This window comes from Faecalimicrobium dakarense, assembly GCF_000499525.1.
In the GTDB taxonomy this organism is placed as follows: domain Bacteria; phylum Bacillota; class Clostridia; order Peptostreptococcales; family Peptostreptococcaceae; genus Faecalimicrobium; species Faecalimicrobium dakarense.
The window spans coordinates 1-20,852 of record NZ_HG529232.1 but is presented as its reverse complement, the minus strand read 5'-3'; the positions used below and the strand labels follow the sequence as shown (position 1 = coordinate 20,852).

Annotated in this window: 21 protein-coding genes, 1 pseudogene and 1 other annotated feature; of the genes and pseudogenes, 2 read left to right on the top strand and 20 right to left on the bottom strand. The window is 28.4% G+C overall.

The window, feature by feature from the left end; all coding sequences use genetic code 11:
* Positions 1–18 precede the first annotated feature (18 nt).
* The 5 genes from coaBC to dapF form a co-directional block, all read right to left on the bottom strand.
* The gene (gene coaBC / locus BN899_RS01105) at positions 19–1,218 is read right to left on the bottom strand and encodes a bifunctional phosphopantothenoylcysteine decarboxylase/phosphopantothenate--cysteine ligase CoaBC (protein WP_042271729.1); all 1,200 of its coding nucleotides are present in this window, start codon (positions 1,216–1,218) and stop codon (positions 19–21) included.
* Between the two features lie 5 nt (positions 1,219–1,223).
* On the bottom strand, positions 1,224–1,490 hold the full coding sequence (gene rpoZ, locus BN899_RS01100) for a DNA-directed RNA polymerase subunit omega (RefSeq protein WP_042271726.1): 267 nt from the start codon (positions 1,488–1,490) through the stop codon (positions 1,224–1,226).
* A 1-nt stretch (position 1,491) separates the two neighbouring features.
* Entirely contained in the window at positions 1,492–2,109 is a 618-nt protein-coding gene (gmk, locus tag BN899_RS01095; RefSeq protein WP_042271723.1) for a guanylate kinase, read from the bottom strand.
* Between the two features lie 73 nt (positions 2,110–2,182).
* Complete coding sequence (locus BN899_RS01090; protein ID WP_042271720.1) at positions 2,183–3,064, bottom strand: YicC/YloC family endoribonuclease; 882 nt, start codon at positions 3,062–3,064, stop codon at positions 2,183–2,185.
* Position 3,065: 1 nt separating this feature from the next.
* The gene (gene dapF / locus BN899_RS01085) at positions 3,066–3,887 is read right to left on the bottom strand and encodes a diaminopimelate epimerase (RefSeq protein ID WP_042271717.1); all 822 of its coding nucleotides are present in this window, start codon (positions 3,885–3,887) and stop codon (positions 3,066–3,068) included.
* A 197-nt stretch (positions 3,888–4,084) separates the two neighbouring features.
* On the opposite strand from dapF, the gene BN899_RS01080 reads away from it, so the two are divergent.
* A complete protein-coding gene (locus BN899_RS01080) occupies positions 4,085–5,872 on the top strand; it encodes an Rqc2 family fibronectin-binding protein (RefSeq protein ID WP_042271714.1) in 1,788 nt (595 codons plus the stop codon).
* Between the two features lie 112 nt (positions 5,873–5,984).
* Here the strand turns inward: BN899_RS01080 and BN899_RS01075 are convergent, their stop codons facing one another.
* From BN899_RS01075 to BN899_RS01020, 12 genes and pseudogenes are all read right to left on the bottom strand, one after another.
* Positions 5,985–7,019 (bottom strand): hypothetical protein, encoded by a 1,035-nt coding sequence (locus tag BN899_RS01075; RefSeq protein WP_042271711.1) that lies wholly within the window; start codon positions 7,017–7,019, stop codon positions 5,985–5,987.
* Between the two features lie 102 nt (positions 7,020–7,121).
* A complete protein-coding gene (locus BN899_RS01070) occupies positions 7,122–8,156 on the bottom strand; it encodes a hypothetical protein (protein ID WP_042271708.1) in 1,035 nt (344 codons plus the stop codon).
* Between the two features lie 171 nt (positions 8,157–8,327).
* Complete coding sequence (locus BN899_RS01065; RefSeq protein ID WP_042271705.1) at positions 8,328–9,347, bottom strand: BMP family lipoprotein; 1,020 nt, start codon at positions 9,345–9,347, stop codon at positions 8,328–8,330.
* A gap of 312 nt (positions 9,348–9,659) precedes the next feature.
* On the bottom strand, positions 9,660–10,904 hold the full coding sequence (locus BN899_RS01060; protein WP_042271702.1) for a uracil-xanthine permease family protein: 1,245 nt from the start codon (positions 10,902–10,904) through the stop codon (positions 9,660–9,662).
* A gap of 103 nt (positions 10,905–11,007) precedes the next feature.
* Complete coding sequence (gene pyrR, locus BN899_RS01055; protein WP_042271699.1) at positions 11,008–11,541, bottom strand: bifunctional pyr operon transcriptional regulator/uracil phosphoribosyltransferase PyrR; 534 nt, start codon at positions 11,539–11,541, stop codon at positions 11,008–11,010.
* 229 nt (positions 11,542–11,770) lie between these two features.
* Positions 11,771–12,682, bottom strand: a complete 912-nt coding sequence (locus tag BN899_RS01050; RefSeq protein WP_042271696.1) for an RluA family pseudouridine synthase — start codon at positions 12,680–12,682, stop codon at positions 11,771–11,773.
* 8 nt (positions 12,683–12,690) lie between these two features.
* Positions 12,691–13,137, bottom strand: a complete 447-nt coding sequence (lspA, locus tag BN899_RS01045) for a signal peptidase II (RefSeq protein ID WP_042271693.1) — start codon at positions 13,135–13,137, stop codon at positions 12,691–12,693.
* Positions 13,138–13,204: 67 nt separating this feature from the next.
* Entirely contained in the window at positions 13,205–13,981 is a 777-nt protein-coding gene (locus tag BN899_RS01040; RefSeq protein WP_042271691.1) for a polysaccharide deacetylase family protein, read from the bottom strand.
* Positions 13,982–14,007: 26 nt separating this feature from the next.
* Entirely contained in the window at positions 14,008–14,523 is a 516-nt protein-coding gene (locus tag BN899_RS01035) for a TraR/DksA C4-type zinc finger protein (RefSeq protein WP_042271689.1), read from the bottom strand.
* Positions 14,524–14,527: 4 nt separating this feature from the next.
* The gene (locus tag BN899_RS01030; RefSeq protein WP_052356482.1) at positions 14,528–14,911 is read right to left on the bottom strand and encodes a DUF5665 domain-containing protein; all 384 of its coding nucleotides are present in this window, start codon (positions 14,909–14,911) and stop codon (positions 14,528–14,530) included.
* Positions 14,912–15,081: 170 nt separating this feature from the next.
* A pseudogene (trpS, locus tag BN899_RS20730) lies at positions 15,082–16,087 on the bottom strand (tryptophan--tRNA ligase).
* Positions 16,088–16,099: 12 nt separating this feature from the next.
* Positions 16,100–16,798 (bottom strand): 5'-methylthioadenosine/adenosylhomocysteine nucleosidase, encoded by a 699-nt coding sequence (locus BN899_RS01020; RefSeq protein WP_042271687.1) that lies wholly within the window; start codon positions 16,796–16,798, stop codon positions 16,100–16,102.
* A gap of 52 nt (positions 16,799–16,850) precedes the next feature.
* Positions 16,851–17,182: a binding site (T-box leader), on the bottom strand.
* Positions 17,183–17,354: 172 nt separating this feature from the next.
* On the opposite strand from BN899_RS01020, the gene BN899_RS01015 reads away from it, so the two are divergent.
* Positions 17,355–19,019, top strand: a complete 1,665-nt coding sequence (locus tag BN899_RS01015) for a dipeptidase (RefSeq protein WP_042271685.1) — start codon at positions 17,355–17,357, stop codon at positions 19,017–19,019.
* Between the two features lie 41 nt (positions 19,020–19,060).
* Here the strand turns inward: BN899_RS01015 and BN899_RS01010 are convergent, their stop codons facing one another.
* The 3 genes from BN899_RS01010 to BN899_RS01000 are packed head-to-tail and all read right to left on the bottom strand — an operon-like array spanning position 19,061 to position 20,762.
* A complete protein-coding gene (locus tag BN899_RS01010) occupies positions 19,061–20,041 on the bottom strand; it encodes an HD domain-containing protein (RefSeq protein ID WP_042271682.1) in 981 nt (326 codons plus the stop codon).
* On the bottom strand, positions 20,042–20,266 hold the full coding sequence (locus BN899_RS01005; protein WP_042271679.1) for a helix-turn-helix domain-containing protein: 225 nt from the start codon (positions 20,264–20,266) through the stop codon (positions 20,042–20,044).
* Between the two features lie 10 nt (positions 20,267–20,276).
* Positions 20,277–20,762 (bottom strand): DUF2975 domain-containing protein, encoded by a 486-nt coding sequence (locus BN899_RS01000; RefSeq protein ID WP_052356481.1) that lies wholly within the window; start codon positions 20,760–20,762, stop codon positions 20,277–20,279.
* Between the last annotated feature and the right edge of the window lie 90 nt (positions 20,763–20,852).

The following is a 20,852-nucleotide window of genomic DNA, read 5'->3' as shown; positions in this document are numbered from 1 at the left end:
CATCTATTAAATAGATGCTTATCTTTCAAGTAGTAATTTAACTTTATCTAAAATAACGTTAGCTACTTCTTCTTTTTTCATTTTTGGGTATTCAGTAATGTTTCCATCCTTATCTACGATTTTTACTATGTTAGTGTCAACTCCAAATCCTGCACCTTCTTTAGTTAAATCATTTGCTACTATAAAATCAAAGTTTTTCTTTTTAACTTTACCTTTAGCATTTTCTATAAGGTCATTAGTTTCTGCTGCAAATCCAACTAATATTTTATCATTTTTAACTTTTCCTATTTCATAAGCGATATCTTTATTTCTATCTAATTCTATAAATAAGTCATCATTAGTTTTTTTGATTTTTTTATTAGAATAATTTTTAGGCTTATAATCCGCCACAGCTGCACTTTTTATAATTACTTGATTCTCATCCATATTATTTATAACTGCATCATACATTTCTTGAGCTGTTTCTATTCTAATTAATTTTTTAAGATTTTGTGGTGGATTTATATTTGTAGGTCCTGATATTAAAGTTACATCAGCTCCCCTACTTATAGCTTCACTTGCTATTGAATATCCCATCTTTCCACTTGATCTATTCGTTATATATCTTACTGGATCTATACTTTCCATTGTTGGTCCTGCAGTAACTATTATACTTTTACCACTTAAATCTTTTTCTTTTGTAAGTAATTTGACAACTTGATTTACTATATCTTCTGGAGTTGCTAACTTTCCTTTACCAATATCCCCACAAGCAAGTCTACCACTTTCAGGTTCAACGAATTCATATCCTAGTTCTTTTAATGTGCTTATATTTCTTTGAACTATAGGATTTTCATACATATTAGTATTCATAGCTGGTGCTATTAATACTTTTCCTTTTGTTGCCATAACTGTTGTTGTAAGCATATCATCAGCTATTCCATTTGCCATTTTCCCTATTACATTAGCAGTTGCCGGTGCTATTAAAAATACATCTGCAGCTTTAGCTAGTGATATATGTTCTACATCCCAAGTTTTTGGCTCTTCAAACATGTCATAAACTACATAGTTTTGACTTAAAGATTGAAATGATAGTGGAGTAACAAATTCAGTCGCTGACTTAGTCATTATAACACGCACATTTGCGCCTAATTTTTTTAGCCTACTTACAACATCTAGTGCTTTATATACGGCTACTCCGCCACTTACACCAATTACAACAGTTTTATTTTTAAGCATTTGGATTACTCCTCTTCTACTGATTGTCTTTGTTCTGCGTGATTTTTAGCTTCTTCTATATCTATTTCTTCTTGTGTTAATAATCTATAAGTTATTTCACCTTCAGCAACTTCTTGAGTAGCTATGCTAACTGGCTTAGTTTCATTTTGTCTATTATAAACATAGATGTCTGCACCGTCTATTATTTCTCTAGCTCTTTTTGCAACAGTACCTACTAAGTAGTATCTATTGTCTATTTTGTTTAATACTTCATTGATTGATGGTTTTAACATATTATAATTCCTCCTTAAACTTTTCTATTATATTATTTTTATATCTAGTAACTTTATTTTTTTCAGCTACTATTATGCTTTCTACTTCTTTCGTTGATTGTTTTACATCTTTATTTACTACAAAGTAATCATAATTTACTATTTGATTTATTTCTTCAAATGCACAGCTGAATCTTTTATCTATTTCTTCTTTTGTTTCTGTTCCTCTTCCAACTATTCTACTTTTTAGTTCTTCAAGAGATGGAGGAAGTACAAATATAAACACTCCTTCAGGATAAACTTCTTTTATTTGCTTAGCTCCTTGCATTTCTATTTCTAATACAACATCTTGCCCATTTTCTAAGCATTCTATTATAGCTGCTTTTGGAGTACCATAAAAATTATCATAAATTTGAGCATACTCTAAAAACTCACCTTTTCCTATCATATCTGTAAATTTCTCTTTCTCTATAAAGAAATAATTTACTCCATCAACTTCTCCATTTCTTGGTTTCCTCGTTGTTGCTGATACTGATAATTTTATCTGTTCATTTTTTTGTAATAACTCTTTACATATAGTACCTTTTCCAGCACCTGATGGCCCTGATACAACTAATAATAGCCCTTTTCTCTTAAGCATTAATATCTTCCTTTCTCATTATACAAATGTTTCTCATTTTTATTAGAATCTATGTTATAGTTTTTATTTCTATCTACTCTATATTTTGTATTTGTTCTCTTATTTTCTCTAATTCACTTTTTATTTCAACAACTAAGTTAGTTATATTTAAATCTGATGATTTTGAGCCTATAGTATTAGTCTCTCTATTCATTTCTTGAATTAAAAAGTCTATTTTTCTTCCTATTGATTCATTTTTTACAACTGTCTTTTTAAGTTGTTCTATATGAGAATTAAATCTAACTATCTCTTCAGTTATACTACTTTTATCTGCGTATATTGCAACCTCTTGAGCCAGTCTATTTTCATCTATTATGCTAGGATTTTCTAAAATCTCACTTATTCTATTATTTAACTTCTCTTTATAGTCAATAACAACATTATATGAGTACTTTTCGATTTCTTCAATATAATTTTTAAGAAGGTCACATCTCATTACAATATCTTCTGCTAATTTCTTTCCTTCTTCACTTCTCATTTCTTTTAATTTTACCAACGCTTCTTCTAATGCTTTTTTAAACATTGACCATAGTAAATCTTCATCTTCTTCTTTTTCTTCGCTTTTTACTACATCAGGAAACTTTGCTACGTTCATAACACTTATATCATCTACTAAATCAAATTTTTCTTTAATTTGTTTTAATATACCTACATATTGAGTAGCTAACGTTTCATCAAACTTTAAGTTTACATCCTCGCTACCTAAGAAGTCAAGTTTTATGTATAAGTCAACTCTTCCTCTTTTAATGTGATCTTTAATTAAGTTTCTTGCCTTATCTTCTAAAAATGATATCTTTCTCGGAAGACGAATATTTATATCTGCATATTTATGATTTATAGTTTTACACTCTACTAAAAAATAGTAGTTATCATCTTTAAATTCTCCTCTTCCAAATCCTGTCATACTTACAGCCATCTTATACCTCCAAGTTTCCTTCACATATTTTTACAGCAGGTCCTGTCATATAAACAAAATCTTCTATATCTATCTTTACACATCCACCTTCAGATGTGACATTCACATTTTTGTCTACCTTATTTAAATAATTACAAATCACTGCACATGCACTCATTCCTGTTCCGCATCCTAGTGTATATCCACATCCACGCTCCCATGTATGAACATGTATGTTTTTATAATCATTTATATTAACAAAATTTACATTTGTTTTATTAGGGAATATATTATGATTTTCTATTTCTTTCCCATATTTGAATACTTCTTCTTTATCTAATTTGTCGACTAATATTACTACATGAGGTACTCCCATTAGTACGAAGTTTATATTAAATTCTTTATCTAAAATTTTAATCTTTTCATTTATAAATTTATCTTTATTGTTATCTAGTAAAATATCATTAGATTTAAAACTATATCTCCCCATATTTACTTTTATAGTTTTATTTTCTATATTAAATTTTATATTTTTAATACCATCTAATGTTTCTACACTAAACTCTTCTTTAGTAACTATATTATTATCATAAACAAATTTTACAAAACATCTAAGTCCATTTCCACACATTGCAGCTCTTGATCCATCTGAGTTATAGTATACCATTTCTACATCCGCTCTGTTAGAATTTTTAACAATTAATAAACCATCTGCTCCAACTGAAAACCTTCTATGGCATACAATTTTAGCTAAATTAGAGTAGCTTGAGGATGATTTTTGATCAAATCTTTTGTCTATAGCAATAAAATCATTTCCTATTCCATGCAACTTCCAAAATTTCATAATATCTCCCCTTTTATTTTTAATCTCTAACTTATAATTATACAATATTTCACTTAGAAAAGGAAATTTTATTAAGTTAAAAAATATATTAAATGTTAGACTAAAAATTTGATTAAATAAAGCTAACTATTCACAATATATATATATTATGTAATAATTAGTTTATAACGTACTACGTTTATGAAAGGAGTGATATCATGGCTTTAGATGGTTTAGTTATACATTCTATAGTAAATGAATTATCATCAAAAATTTTAGGTGGTAAAGTAGATAAAGTTCATCAACCTGAAAATGATGAATTAGTTTTACATATAAGAAATAATAAAGAAAATTTTAAATTAGTACTAAGCGCTAGTGCTTCTAATCCTAGGGTATACCTTGCAGAAAATTATAAAAAAGAAAACCCAATAAGTGCACCAATGTTTTGTATGTTATTTAGAAAATATATCCAAAACGGAATTATAGTAGGAATATCTCAAGTTGGATTCGAAAGAATTATAAAAATTAGCGTTGAATCTTTTGATGAACTAAAAGAAAAAACTACTAAGGATATATATGTAGAAATAATGGGAAGACACAGTAATATAATACTTACCCACGCTTTAGATAATAAAGTTATAGATTCTGCTAAAAGAATTCCTTTTAGTGTAAGTAGAGTTCGTCAATTATTACCTGGTGTAACTTACATTTTACCTCCTTCTCAGGATAAACTTAATCCACTTGATAATATATCTAAAGAGAGTTTTATAACTTCTTTAAATGGCTTTGAGGGTCCAATTTTTAAGTCTATATACTCTAAGTTTCTAGGTATAAGTCCTATTGTTGCTAAGGAAATTTGTTTTAGAGCTAATGTAGATGAAAAACTTAACTCTACGGATTGTAGTGTTAGCGAATTTGATTCACTTTACAATGAATTTTCAAATTTATTTAATAATATAAATAATAATAGATATCATCCATGTATTGTTATTAATGAAGATATAGATAAAGTTATAGATTTTAGCTGTATTGATTTAACTTTATTTAAAGAATTATCATTTATAAACAATGAAAGTATGTCAAAAGTACTAGAAGATTATTATAGAACTAAAGATATAAAAGATAGAATTCATCAACGATCTTCTGATTTAAGAAAAAGTATATCTATTAAACTTGATAGACTTTACAATAAATTACACAAGCAAGAAGAAGAATTAGTAGAATCTGAAAATGCAGACATATTTAAAATTAAAGGTGAGCTAATAACCTCTTATATTTATATGATAGAAAAAGGAATGGAAAATGTTGAGGTTTCTAATTTCTATGACCCAGAATATAAAAATGTAACTATATCTTTAAATAAAAATCTTACTCCTTCTGAAAATGCACAAAAGTATTTTAAGAAGTATTCTAAAATGAAAACTGCTAAAAAAGAACTTGCTCATCAAATGGAAATAACTAATGATGAAATTAACTACTTAGAAAATATTATCTTGAGTATAGAAAACTGCGAAAATTTAGCTGAACTTTTAGATATAAGAGAAGAACTTTCTAGGGTGGGATATCTAAAACTTAAAGGTAAAAATAATAAAAAAGTAAACACTAATAAAGAAACTAAGCTTACTACAAAACCTCACGAATTTATAAGTTCTGATGGGTTTAAAATTCTTGTTGGAAAAAACAATAAGCAAAATGATCATCTTACTTTAAAGATTGCAGACAATAATGATATCTGGATGCACACTAAAAATATACCTGGATCTCACGTTATTATTAAAACAGAAGGTAAAAAAGTTAGTGATGAAGCAATATTTGAAGGTGCTATGCTTGCAGCATATTTTAGTAAATCTAAAATGTCTGCTCAAGTTCCTGTTGATTATACTAAAAAGAAAAATATCAAAAAACCTAACGGAGCTAAACCTGGTATGGTAATTTATGAAACTAATTCTACTGTATATGTTACGCCAACTGAAGAATTAGTCGCAAAATTAAAGATAAAAGAATAGATTATCAATAAACTAGATAATATATAATCCTTCAGCATTTAAAATAACCGCTTGAAATTAATTTTCAAACGGTTATTTTTGCATAATTCCTAAATTTTCTTATTATTCACACTTAAGTAATCTTTACCCCTTCCAATCTATTATCGCTACTAAATTTTTCATTACAGTATGCCCAATATCCGTCAAAAATTTTTGCATTACTTGTAAATATTAATTGAACATCACCGCTATCATACGGGCAAGAATAACTACCAGCCTCATACCATTTACCTATGAATACATTACCTATTATTCGTCCTTCCATACTGGCCTTTCCTAGCTTATATGAGCCTATTGCTACACCTCCATTTTGAATAAATCTTATGTCTCCAATATTTGTATTCCAATCACCTGATATATTTAACGGCTCTGGACCAACTATTCTACTTACTTCAAAGACTTTATTTTTATCTATATTTCCGTCACAATCTGATAAATATATTTTTGCATTATTTATTGGTATATCAAACTCCATATATAACTTTCCCTTATCCTCTGGACAATCATAAGTTGGTGCTTTAACCCATTCACCATCTACTATAAATTTATTTAAGTTATCATTTTTTTTGATATCGCCATTTAATCTAATAGGATTTTCATTTAACCCTCCTATATAAGTTCCATCAACTTTTCCATTTCCTTGCTCTAATAGTAATAACCCGTTATTAATTGTCCATGAGCCATCAACACTATTCACTTCTGGTTTAGTTATTTTCGCTCCCACCCATACTCCACCTTTTGTTAAATCACAATATCTCCAGGTACCTTCAAAACTTTTGCCTGTGACAGAAAACTTAAACTCTAATTCCCCTTTAAGATCTGGGCATTCATAAGTTGGTGCTTGCATCCAAGTTCCTTTAAAATTATATCCATCTACTGTTCCTTCGAATCTACCATTATCCCATTCATAATTTCCAGTAACCACATTTCCTTCTTGAGCTAATTTTAAAATTCCCCAATTTGTTGACCACTGACCTGATACATCTAAATTATCTCCTCTTCTTTTATAGTTATTAATACTATTTAAGGAAGTATATTGCCCTAAAATGTAATCATAAAATATCTTGTTATACCAAACTTCATTCAAATAATTTTTATCTTTTTTCATGATTATTCCCCCTATTCCCTTAAATATAGTCACTATATTAAAAAGCCATACATTTTAATATAATAACTAATTCCACTATCTATGTTACTTTGTCATCCATAATTAATTAACTCTTACCCCTTCCCATTTCTTATTACCACTAAATTTTTCATTACAATATGCCCAATAACCTTCAAAAACAGTTGCATTAGTTGCAAATATTAACTGTACATCACCACTGTCATATGGGCAAGAATAATTACCTGCCTCATACCATTTACCTATAAGTACATTACCTAATATTCTTCCTTCTATATTAGCCTTCCCTTGCCTGTATGAACCTATTACCATTCCTTCATTTTGAGTAAACTCCATCTTTCCAACATTAGTGTTCCAAATTCCTGCTACATTTAATGGCTTTGGGCCAGCTATTCTACTTCCTTCAAATACTTTATTTTTATCTATATTTCCATCACAATCTAATAAATATAGCTTTGTATTATTTATTGGTATATCAAATTCCATATATACCTTTCCTTTATTCTCTGGACAATCATAAGTAGGTGCTTTAATCCATTCACCATCTACTACGAATTTATTTATACTATCATTTTTTACAATATCTCCATTTAATCTAATAGAATTTTCATTTAATCCTTCTATATAAGTTCCATCGATCTTTCCGTTACCTTGCTCTAAAAGTAATAATCCATTATCAATTGTCCATGAGCCATTCACACTATTTACTTCTGGTTGAGTTATTTTTGTTCCCATCCATACTCCAGCTTCCTTTAAATCACAATACGACCAACTACCTTCAAAACTTTGTCCTGTAACAGAAAACTTAAAATCGAGTCCCCCTTTAAGATCTGGACATTTATAAGTTGGTGGTTCTGACCAAGTTCCTTTAAAGTTATATCCTTCTAATATTCCTTCTATTTTTCCATTATCCCATTCATAAGTTCCAACGACTTTATTTCCTTCTTGTACTAGCTTCATAGTTCCCCAGTTTGTTGCCCACTGTCCTGATATATCTATTTTATTCTCACTTCTTTTATAGTTATTAATACTATTTAAAGAATAATATTGCCTTAAAATATAATCATAAAATATCTTGTTATACCAAACTTCATTCAAATAATTTTTATCTTTTTTCATGGTTACTCCCCCCTATTCCCTCAAATATAGTTCATAAATTAAAAAGTTATACATTTTAATTTATGAACTATATTTAATATAAGATACAATTATTATATTTAAAAATAAAAAAGCCATAAATTTGATATCATATCAAATTTATGGCTTTTAGTTTTTATAAAAAATTTATATTTATTTTACTAATTTATTGTATTCATCTTCACTCTTAGGTACTGATATTTCTCCTTTTAATACCTTTTCTTTTTGTATATTAACATAATCTAAAATTTCCTTAGGAACATGCTTAGATGTATTTTCAGATAATCCAACACCATCTTCTTTTAATCCATAAACTTTACCTTGTCCACCCTTGTATTTACCTTCAACTAATTCTTTAGCTAAGTCATAAGATGCTACATTTAGTTTCTTTAATGCTGATGTTATAACATTTTCTTCAGCTAAGTAGTTTTGATCTCTATCTATACCTATTGCAAGCTTGTTGTTTTCTTTAGCTGCTTCTATTGTTCCAACTCCTGTATCTCCTGCTGCTGGTAATATTATATCAGCATTTGATGCAAACATTTGTTTAGCTATAGATTTTCCTTTTGCTTGATCAGTAAAAGTATTTGCATATTGTTCTAAAACTTTTGCGTCTTTATTTGTAGTTGTAACCCCATATTTAAATCCATAATGATATTTAACAACAGATGGAGCAGGTAATCCACCTATGAATCCTACTGTATTAGTTTTAGACATTTTAGATGCTATTACACCAGCTAGATATGCTGCTTCTTCTTCTTTAAAAGTTACAGGAACTACATTTTCTGGGATTTTATCATATGTTTCATCCATTATAGCAAACTTTTGGTCTGGGTAATTTTTTGATGCATCAGCTATAGATTCTTTTAACTGATATCCAACTCCAATTATTAAACTTGTATCTTGATCTATTAAAGTTTCTATATTTTGTAAGTAATCAGATTTTTGCTTTGATTCTAAGTATTTAACCTCAATCCCAAAATCTTTTTCCGCCTTCTTTAATCCTTCCCAAGTAGATTGATTAAATGATTGGTCATTTATACTACCTTCACCTAAAACAATACCTATTGAAAGTTTTTCTTCTTTATTTTTTGAGTTTGAAGAACATCCTGTTAATAAAGCTGTAGATACTAACACAGATGTTGCTATTGATAATAGTTTTTTAAATTTCATAATGTCCTCCTAAGTTTCATTTTCATGAACTTTATTGCGCTTTTTAAAAAGTTCGTTCGCCAACAGAATTTTATTTTACAAGAAAAATTAAATTCTGTCTATATTTTTTATTTTATTTTTTATTGTTAAGTTTCCCTATGTAAAAATATTAATTCATATTTTCTATCTTTAACTTTATTTTTTGTCGATTTTTATATTTTATTTTTAAAATAATTAACCATATTTTGTATTTGTTTTAAAATAATAATTTTATATTTTTTTAATAAAATAAAAAAAGCACCTATTATAAAATTATAATAAGTGCTTTTTTATTTATATTGACGTAACTTTTAATTCTACTACATTCTCAGTTTCATTATTTTTAAAGTCTTTATTGTTTAATACTCTATTTAATACAATGCCTACTATAGCTGATAAACTAAGTCCTGTTATAGTTACACTTTGAGTTATAGGTATTCCTATTGTTATACCTTTGTTCCCTAAGTAAGTAGTTCCTAAGCCTATTAACATTATAGTTGCTATTATTATTATATTATTTTTATTTTTTATACAATCACTATCTTTCACAGTCTTTGCCCCTACAAAAGTTATCATAGAGAACAGTATGATGCTTATTCCTCCCATGACTGCTGTTGGTATACTTTGTAAAAATCCTCCAAACTTACCAATACATGAAAGTAGTATTGCAAATACTGCTGTTCTTCTTAATAATGATGGGTCATAGTTTTTAGTTATTGCAAGTACTGCTGTATTTTCTCCATAAGTAGTATTTGCTGGTCCTCCTAAAAGCCCTGCTACTATTGTAGCTAGCCCATCTCCTAATAAAGTTTTATTTAATCCTGGATTTTCTATGAAATTCTTACCTACAACAGCTCCATTTGTTGTCATATCTCCTATATGTTCCATAAATACCGCTAGAACAACTGGTGCTATTAAAACGATAGCCTCTAAGCTAAACTTTGGCATAGTGAATGCTGGTATTTGAAGTAATGGTGCATTTATTATTGTAGATTTATCTATAATCCCCATTGATAGACATATTAAATATCCTGAAACTACTGCTATTAATATCCCTAATTGCTTTATAAATCCTTTACCAAACTTATTTATAAGTAGTGCTATTGATAAAGTAATAAGTGCTATTAATATATTATTTGATGCCATATCAAATGCTGTTGGTAATAAATTAAGTCCTATTACAGCGATCATTGCTCCTGTAACCTGAGCTGGGAAATATTTTTTTATTTTATCTACTCCCACCATCTTAACTAAAAATGACATAATTACATATATAATACCTGCTACTACTATTCCACCTTGTGCGTAAGCTAAATCTCCACCAGAGGCTTCTTTTGCTGCTAATATAACTGGTATAAATGCAAAACTTGAACCTAAGAATACTGGTACTTTTCCTTCTGTACAAAAATGGAATATTAAAGTACCTACTCCTGCACAAAATATTGCAACTGCTGGATTAAACCCTGTTAATATTGGTACTAATACTGTAGCTCCAAACATTGCTAATAAATGTTGTAATGACATTACTGTTTTTTTCATAAAAAAACCTCCCAAATATAATTTTAGGGAGATATAAATCTCCCTTTTTCAGTATCTCTGTACTGAATTAAAAGGCAATATAAACTCTTTATAGTCTATGTGTCTATTCTTTTATTGTTACTGAGTCTTCTTCATCAGTTTCAACTAATTTTACCGATATAATCTCATGTCTTGATGTAGGAACATTTTTTCCTACATAATCAGCTCTTATTGGCAATTCTCTGTGCCCTCTATCTACTAAAACTGCTAATTGAATTGATTTTGGTCTTCCTATATCCATAATAGCATCTAGTGCTGATCTAACTGTTCTTCCTGTATATAAAACGTCATCTATTAAGATAACTATTTTATCATCTATATTAAAATCTATTTTTGATCCATTAAGAATTGGGTCAATATCTACTTCTTTTAAATCATCTCTATATAAAGTTATATCTACTTCACCTGTGTTAACTTTTGTTCCTTCAATTTGTTCTATCTTTTTAGATATTCTATCTGCAATAGGTAAACCTCTAGTTTTTATACCTACTAAAACTATATCTTCTACACCTTTATTTTTTTCTATGATTTCATGACTTACCCTTGTTATTGCTCTTGAGATTGCTTTTTCATCCATTAATTGGGCCTTTTCTCTCATTTCTGACCTCCTAGTATTTTAAGTTAAATTTTAAAAATTCGCTTCGCTCATGTCGCCAACGACTGAGTCCGTTGCTCAAATCTAAAAAGCTCCTTATCATAAGACAAGAAGCTTGTATGTATCAAAATATACAAATATATTACTCACTTTTGCCTTATGATATCTCTGTATCATTTAAAGGTATTTATTTACCCTTAATTATATAGTCTCGAAATGTTTTTTGCAAGAATTATTTTATTTTGGCAATTATATCCTCAAAATATTTTGATAATTTAGAATCAAATTCAACATACTCTTTACTAGTTGGATGTATAAATCCTAACTTTTTAGCATGTAGTGTTTGACCTTTTAATTTAAATTTAGTATTTTTAGGACCATAAACAATATCTCCTAAAAGTGGGTGATTTATAGATAAAGCATGAACTCTTATTTGATGAGTTCTTCCAGTTTCAAGAGTAGCCTTCATATGTGTAAAATTATCATATCTTTCAATAACTTCAAAATGAGTTACTGCACGTTTTCCACCCTTCACAACTGCCATTTTTAACCTATCCTTAGGATTTCTACCTATTGGCTTATCTACTGTTATTTTATCTTCTTTTACAACTCCATGGCATATAAATTCATACTCTCTAGTTATAGAATGGTCTTTTAGTTGCTGAGCTAAAGAGTTGTGAGCATTATTATTTTTAGCTATCATTAAAAGTCCAGAAGTATCCTTATCTATTCTATGAACGATACCTGGCCTTATAACTCCATTTATAGAAGATAGTTTATCCTTACAATGATAAAGTATTGCATTAACTAAAGTATTGTCATAATTACCTGGTGCAGGATGAACTACCATATCCTGTGGCTTGTTAACTATTAAAACATCACTGTCTTCGTATACTATCTCTATTGGTATATCTTGAGGAGTTACTTCTAAAAGCTTTGGAGCTGGTATCTCAACTATTATCTTATCATCTTCCTTAACCAAATATTTAGCCTTTTCTATCTTTGTATTTACACTTACTTTTTTATCTTTTATTATTTTTTGAATATAGCTTCTAGACATATCTCCTAACTCATTTGCCAAGTATACATCTAATCTATCACCTTCATCTTCTTCTAATACTAAAAATTCTCTTATTTCTTCCATATTGTCACCTACTTTTCATTGTCAAAGAATAATATATATACGCATAAAAGTATCGTTCCTACAACTACGAATACATCTGCTACATTAAATACATATTCCCATATAAATCTAAAATCAAAATAATCTACTACAAATCCTAACCTTACTCTATCTATTAAGTTTCCTATGGCACCTGAAATTATAAGAATTATTCCAGCTTTTCCTAGTAAGTTTATATTTTTGTTTTTATATAGATAGTATAACCCAAATATAGATGCAGATAGTGCAACTATTACAAATATCATTTGGTTATTTTGAAACATTCCAAAAGCTGCTCCTCTATTTTCTACATACGTAAGATGAAATACATTTTCTAATATAGGTATACTTCCAATGTATTTTAAAGAATTTAAAGCCCATACTTTAGATAATTGATCTATTCCTATTAATAAAACTATTATTAGCGCATATAACAATATATTTTCCTCCTAAATTTTTATATACTACTATTATACAAAAAAAAGCTTCCTAATTGGAAGCCTGTTATTTCTTATTTTGTGTTTGCTTATCTTTATCCATATGATTCATAAGTTCTGATATTGTTACAAATTTATAGCCTTGTTCTTTTAGCTTTGGTATAACTATTTTTAACGCTTGTATAGTTTGAGTTGTTGAATTTTTAGAATTATTATAATCATGTAAAAGTATTATAGTACCATTTTGCACTTTATTTACTATAGTTTCTACTATATAATTTACTCCTGGGTTTGACCAATCTCTAGGGTCTAAATTTGACCATAAAATTATATTCATATTTTTATCTTTTGCTATAGTGCACATATTTTTACTTATCGCTCTATATGGTGGCCTAAATAAATTTGGCTCTTTTCCTATAACTTTTTTTACTGCTTCTTGAGTTTGGTTTATTTCTTTATTTATTTCAGAATAACTTCTTTTTTCAACGTTTATATGAGTAAAAGTATGATTTCCAATTTCATGACCTTCGTTGTATTCTCTTTTTACTATCTCAGAATTCCAATCTACCATTTCCCCTACTACAAAAAATGTTGCTTTTACATCATTTTCTTTTAATACACCTAATATTTGTGGCGTAAAGTCTTTATGTGGTCCATCATCAAATGTTAAAGCTATTAACTTTTCTTCATTATTACCATGTTTTATTATAATATCTTCGTAATCATTTAAAATATCTTCACTTAAACTTATAACTTCTTCATCTTTTATGCCTGCTTTATTATGAAAGTACATACCTACTACCAAAAGTAATAGTACAGGAATCATATATAATATCTTTTTCATATTACATTCCTTCTTTCTTATAAACTTTATTTATTATATCTATTACTTGTATTATTATATCTTTTAGCTGGATCATTTATATCATTTAATTGTATTAAAACTTCATCATAAAAACTTTCACCTTTATTAATTAAGTTTTGATTATACTTACCACTTGTTATAGGTGTTTCTGGTTGATTTTTTGCACAATGAGCACAAAGTGAGGTTTCTGGCATTATATCTAATCTATCTTCATCTATATTTTTATGACATTGTTCACAGACTCCATAAGTTCCATTTTCTATTTTATATAAAGCATTTTCTATATTATCTAACTTTCCTCTTTCATGAATAGTTAAACTGTTTTGCATATCTTGCATAAACACTTCAGTACCCATATCTGCTGAATGATTATCATAGCTTGATAGTTCTCCTGATGTATATCTTTCACTAGTATGCTTAGTTGTATTTCCAAATACAGTATTATCTTGCATTTCTATTATTAATTTTTCTATCTTTTCTTTTTCATTTAATAATTCCTTTTTATATTTATTTGCATCCATATTATTACCTCTTTCCTCTATAGATTTCTACTATATTAATTAATTCAGCTATATACTCTCCTATAATAGGTAAATCTACCCATGAAGCAAGTATATAAAGTGCTATCGCTGCTAGGAATGTAAATCCAACTGCTTGACCAAAACCTTTACCTATACCTGCTACAAAATTTATTGTAAATAGCCTTCTTTTGCTATCAGTTAGCATCATATATTCTCTAATTCTACTTCTCTCTATAGTCAGCATAAGTCTTTCTAGATACCTTTTTATTAAACCTAAATCTTTTTTAGTATCATCTGATAAGTACATTTCATTTATTATTTTATCCAATTCTTTCATACTTATAGGAATTACATCTTCTTCTTTCTTTTTATGATTAATAGATATCACATCCTTTTTGAAACAATTACATATAAGTGTAGTATGTGATAAATTAGTTCTAAAAATACAAAAGGATTATAGAGAAATTATTACTAATAATTTCAACTATAATCCTTTTTGTTTTATTTGAGCTACGGACCCGTTTTCCAAAGTTGTTGGCAATATGGTCGACGCAAATTTTATAAAAATTTTCTTTCTATTAATCCAACTTTTTTATACACTTTTCTAAGTGTTTTTCTAGCTTGCTGTTCAGCTTTACTAGCACCCATTGCATATACAGTTTCTAAGTAGTCTTTATTATTTAATAAATCATTGTATTTATCTCTTATTGGTCTTAAAGATTCTACTATAACTTCAGCTACATCTTCTTTAAATATACCATATCCTTTGCCTTCATACATCCCTACTATTTCTTCAATACTTTTATTATCTAATTTAGAGTATATTTCAAGTAAATTTTTGATTCCTGGCTGTTCATCGCTATAATTAACAGCACCTACTGAATCAGTAACACTTCTTTTTATTTTTCTTCTTATAGTATCTGCATCATCTGCTAATAATATAAATGCATTTTGATCTTCATCTGATTTACTCATTTTTTTTAGTTGGCTCTTGTAAACTCATAACTCTTCCTACTTCTTTTGGAATATATGGCTCTGGTACTTTAAATGTTGGTGAATATCTATTATTAAATCTATTAGCAAGGTCACGAGCTAACTCTAAGTGTTGCTTTTGGTCTTCTCCTACTGGTACTAAATCTGTTTGATATAAAAGTATATCAGCAGCCATAAGTACTGGATAAGTAAATAGACCTGCATTTAAATTGGCTTCACTTTTTTGTGACTTATCTTTAAATTGAGTCATTCTACTTAATTCACCCATGTATGTCATTGTATTTAATATCCACATAAGCTCTGTATGTGCGCTTACATGAGATTGTATAAATATTGTATTTTTTTCAGGGTCTAATCCGCAAGCTAAATATTGTGCTAATAATTCCATAGTGTTAGCTCTTAAATCTTTAGCCTGTTGAGGTACAGTTATAGCATGTAAATCAACTACACTATAAAAACAATTATATTCATCTTGAAGCTTAGTCCAGTTTTGTATAGCTCCTAGATAATTTCCTAGAGTCATTTTACCAGAAGGTTGAGCTCCACTAAATATTATTTTTTTATCACTCATTTAAAAATCCTCCTATAATGATTTTAACATTTTTAAAACTATATCTTTAGAATTATGAGCTGCAACTTGAACAAATTCGTCATAAACTACATCAGCCGTTCCGTCAGCTCTATCTGACATTGCTCTTATTACTACAAATGGTACTTTGTTTAAAGAACAAACGTGAGCTATAGATGCTCCTTCCATTTCTCCACAGTATCCACCGAAATCATTTACTAATTCATCTTTTAGTTCTTTAGAACTTATAAATATATCGCCTGTTACTATTCTTCCTTTTAAAACTTTATGACCTTTGTTTTCAGATACTGAAGATTCATAAGCTGCATTTATAAGTCTTTCATCAGCTACGAAAGTTGAACTTTCCATTCTCGGTATTATTCCTTTTTTATATCCAAAAGCTGTAGTATCTACATCATATTGTATTGCATCAGTTGATATTACTATATCTAAAACGTCAAGATCAGCATGTAGCGCTCCTGCTACACCAGTATTAACTACTGCATCTACATTAAATTCACTTATTAATATTTGTGCACATAATGCTGAATTTACTTTACCTATTCCACATCTTACTAAAACAATATCTTTTCCTTCTAATGTTCCTTTGTAGAATTTTAAACTTGCTTTTTCTATAGTTTCCTTAATATCCATTAATTCAACTAATATATCTACTTCTTCATCCATTGCTCCTATTATACCTATTCTATTCATGAGTTCCTCCTAAAGTTTTATTATTTTTTGTATTAAAAAATCCGTCCTAAATCAATAGGACGGATGAATTTTTCCGCGGTACCACCTAAATTATATATACCTAATTTAAGTATACATCTCTTAATGTCTGCTATAACGTGCAGTCACGATATAAGCTAATTTGTATAAAAATTCGCTTCGCTTAAGCCACTGTGTGGGCGCTACATTTCATATCGCCAACGACCTACAAACCAGATCCGTTGCTAAAGCTTAGCAGTTAGATTTTATATATTTCACTTTACTCCTCCAAGGTCCATTCACTAAAATTTTCTTGTTAAGTTCTCATCACCCTTAACTTTCTGTATTGAATCTTTTTTAGATACTACTCCTTTTCACTGGATTTAATTTATTATTAATTTCTTTATTTTATAATATGTCTTACTTAATAAATTGTCAACTGTCTATATAAGTTTCTCCATAATATATTAACTTATGCACCTTAAGTTCACAGGACAAGTGAGCTATTCATAGTATAACTATTGTTAAAATTTTTTAATTTAATTATAGGAGGTTTCATATGTGCACTACTATTATTGTTACTAAAGGCGCTATGGCTGATGGGTCAATGATTGTTACACATTCTTGTGATGATGAAATGGGTGATCAAAGGCTAATATATGTACCTGAAAAAGATTACAAGCCTGGTCAACTGAGGCCTATTTTCGCAGAACATTATCGTTACCCTAGAATTGTAAGTGAAGATAGAGGTCCTGGTTACAATACGGATTCTTATCCTAAAACAGATCCAATTGGATATATTCCTCAAGTAACTCATACTTACACTTACTTTGATGGAAATTATGGAATAATGAATGAACATAATTTAATGATAGGTGAATGTACTAATGCTGCTAACTATCAACCTAAATTTGTCACGGAAAATGAATCTATTAATACTCAAAAACATATTAGATTATTTTACAGTCAAGAGTTATCTCGTGTAGCTCTTGAAAGGTGTAAAACTTCACGAGATGCAATAAAAGTTATGGGAGAACTTATAGATAATTACGGTCTATATTCAACTGGAGAAACACTTTTAGTTGCAGATGAAAATGAAGCTTGGGTATTTGAAATGTGTGCTCTTCCAGATGAAAAATGTCATTCTGCTTGGGTTGCTAAGCGTGTTCCTGATGGTGAAATTTTTGTCGCTGCTAATGAGTTTCGTATCCGTGATATTTTAAAAGATAGTGATGATTTTATGTACTCTAAACTTCTTCATCCTGGAATTTTCAAACTAGGTTGGTGGGAAGATTCAGATGGTCCTATTGATTGGCTTAAAGCTGTAAGTCCTGGTGAATATAATCACCCTTATTATTCTTTAAGACGTGTTTGGCGTATATTTGATAAAGTTAATCCAGATTTATTTTTAAGTCCATGGGTCAAAGATGGATATACTAGAGATTATCCATTTTCTATTAGGCCTAAAAATAAGCTAACTCTAAGTGATGTCTTTTCGCTATACCGTGACCATTATGAAGGAACTGAGTTTGATTTAACTAAAGGTGTGGCTTCTGGACCATATAATGACCCTAATAGATTTGTAGGTCCATATGATGGCAATCAAAATAATATTACAGAGGATAAAAAATACTACGGAGCATGGGAAAGGCCAATATCAATATTTTATCAAGGGTATACTTATGCATGCCAAATAAGGCCGTCCGCTCCAGAATCTACTAAAGGATTATTATGGTTTGCACCTGATGTATCTTATACTAGTTGCTTTGTTCCATTTTCTAGTAAATCTACTAGCATACCTTTATCTTATCAAACTAGCTCTCCTCAAAAATACGATTCTAATTGTGCATTTTGGATTTTTAATTTTGTAGGTAATTGGGCTAGATTAAACTATAAACAAATGACGGAATATGATATATCTAATTTACAGAAAAAACTGGAAATTATGTCTTTTGACTTTATTAAAAGTTGTGATGAAAAATGCAGAAATACTTCTCATATGAATTCTATAGAATACATTACAAAAGCTTGTGAAAATAATGCAAATATAGTTTTAAAATCTTGGTTAAAACTTGCTGCTATGTTAATAGCTAAATATGCAAATGGATATTGTAATTTAGAAGAACAATCTTCTCCAAAGGATATCGGATATTCAGCAACTTGGCTTAGTTATACAAACTATAAAGATGGTCCTACTTCATATGATATGAAAATAAAAAAATAGGATGGATATCCATCCTATTTTTTATTTTATATAACTTTACTTTAATGTGTATTTATAATTTTAAGGTATACACCTTCTTTTATTTTATTATAAGCATTTTTATTTATTTCTTTAATTTCCTCACAAACATCTGATATCTTATATATACTATTATTAATTTCAACTTCCGGGTCTATTAATCTTACTTTAAAATTTTGGTGTATGTCATAGCTAACTTTATCTTCTTTAAGAATTACATTAGATTTAAATTTATATAATAAGTCTTTTACTTCTTTATTTTCGCTATTTTTTAGTATATCCATAACTTCATTATCGTTTTTTAATAAGTCATCTAATGATAATATATTATTTTTCAATGATATCTTTATAATATTAACTAATAAGTTATTCCCATATACACTTAACGGATGCATAAAATATTCTGTTACTTCCTTACAATATAAATTGACAAACCATTTAGCAATTTTTATATCATCTATCGCTATCATATTATCTACTACAATAAGTGAATCTAAAAATTTTTCTATATCACTTTTATTTATACTTTTATAAGCATACATATCTCTTAAAGTATAATCTATTCTATCTGCACAAAGATGTGGTGCCTTTTTTTCAAGTAATGTATATTTCTCATCATTGCCCAGTATGTCTTTGTAGTCATATCCATATTGGTTTAGTATTTGTGGTATATCAGAATCGTTTATTACTTTGTTATATATTTTTTCATGATAATCTTCTTCTTCATAATCTAGAGCATAGTCTACTACATGAGAAAATGCAGTATGAGATATATCATGCAATAACCCTGCAATTTGTTCTTCAATACTTCCACCTAATTTTTTAATTAATAACATTACCCCAACTGAGTGTTCATACCTAGTAACATTCCAACTTTCATTTACTAAATAACTTGCACCACCTTGATGCACATATTTAAGCCTTTGAACAGCCCTACTATTTATTAGTTCTTCTATTAAAGGTTCTACTTCAAATTCTCCATATAAATTATCCTTTATTATCATTTATTCTCCACATTCCTCATCATCTTCAATATATTCTAGTATATCCCCTGGTTGACATTCTAAGGCTTTGCATATTTCATTTAATGTTGAAAACCTTACTGCTCTTGCCTTATTATTTTTTAATATTGATAAATTAGCATTAGTTATATCTATCTTTTGTGCTAATTCAGTTAAAGATATTTTTCTTTTTGCCATCATTACATCTAAATTAACTATAATTGCCATAGTTTTCTCCTTATATAGTTAAATCATTTTCATCTTTTATTTGTATTGCTCTTTTAAACACGTCTGCCATTACAAAGCACATAAGTGATGATATTATACATACTAGCATCATAGGTGTTAATGCTCCACTTGGAGTAGCCATTATTTCTATCATACCACTTTCTCTACCTATTCTATATCCCATTATACACTCTAAAATAGAATTTATTAACATACAAATTCCCATAAGCTTAAATCTTTTTACATTTTCAATTATAAATGGGCTTTCTTCACTACTTCTAATTAGTAGTATTAACTGTCTTATAGTTATAAAATACATTCCAAAGTATACTATACCAGATAATCCATCAATAATTCTAGTTCCTGGTTCTGTATTTCCAATTTTATATCCACCTAACAATAGCCCCCCTAAAGCAAATATTAAAACAATACCTAGTACTATCTGAAAAATCCATAATATTCCCTTAAATAAAAATTTTCCTGCACTTTTATCCATAATACATACCCCTTTTAATATTATTTTATTTATAACTTAAAGATATCATATGTATTATTTATTTTTCAATATATTTTTATTGTTTTACGA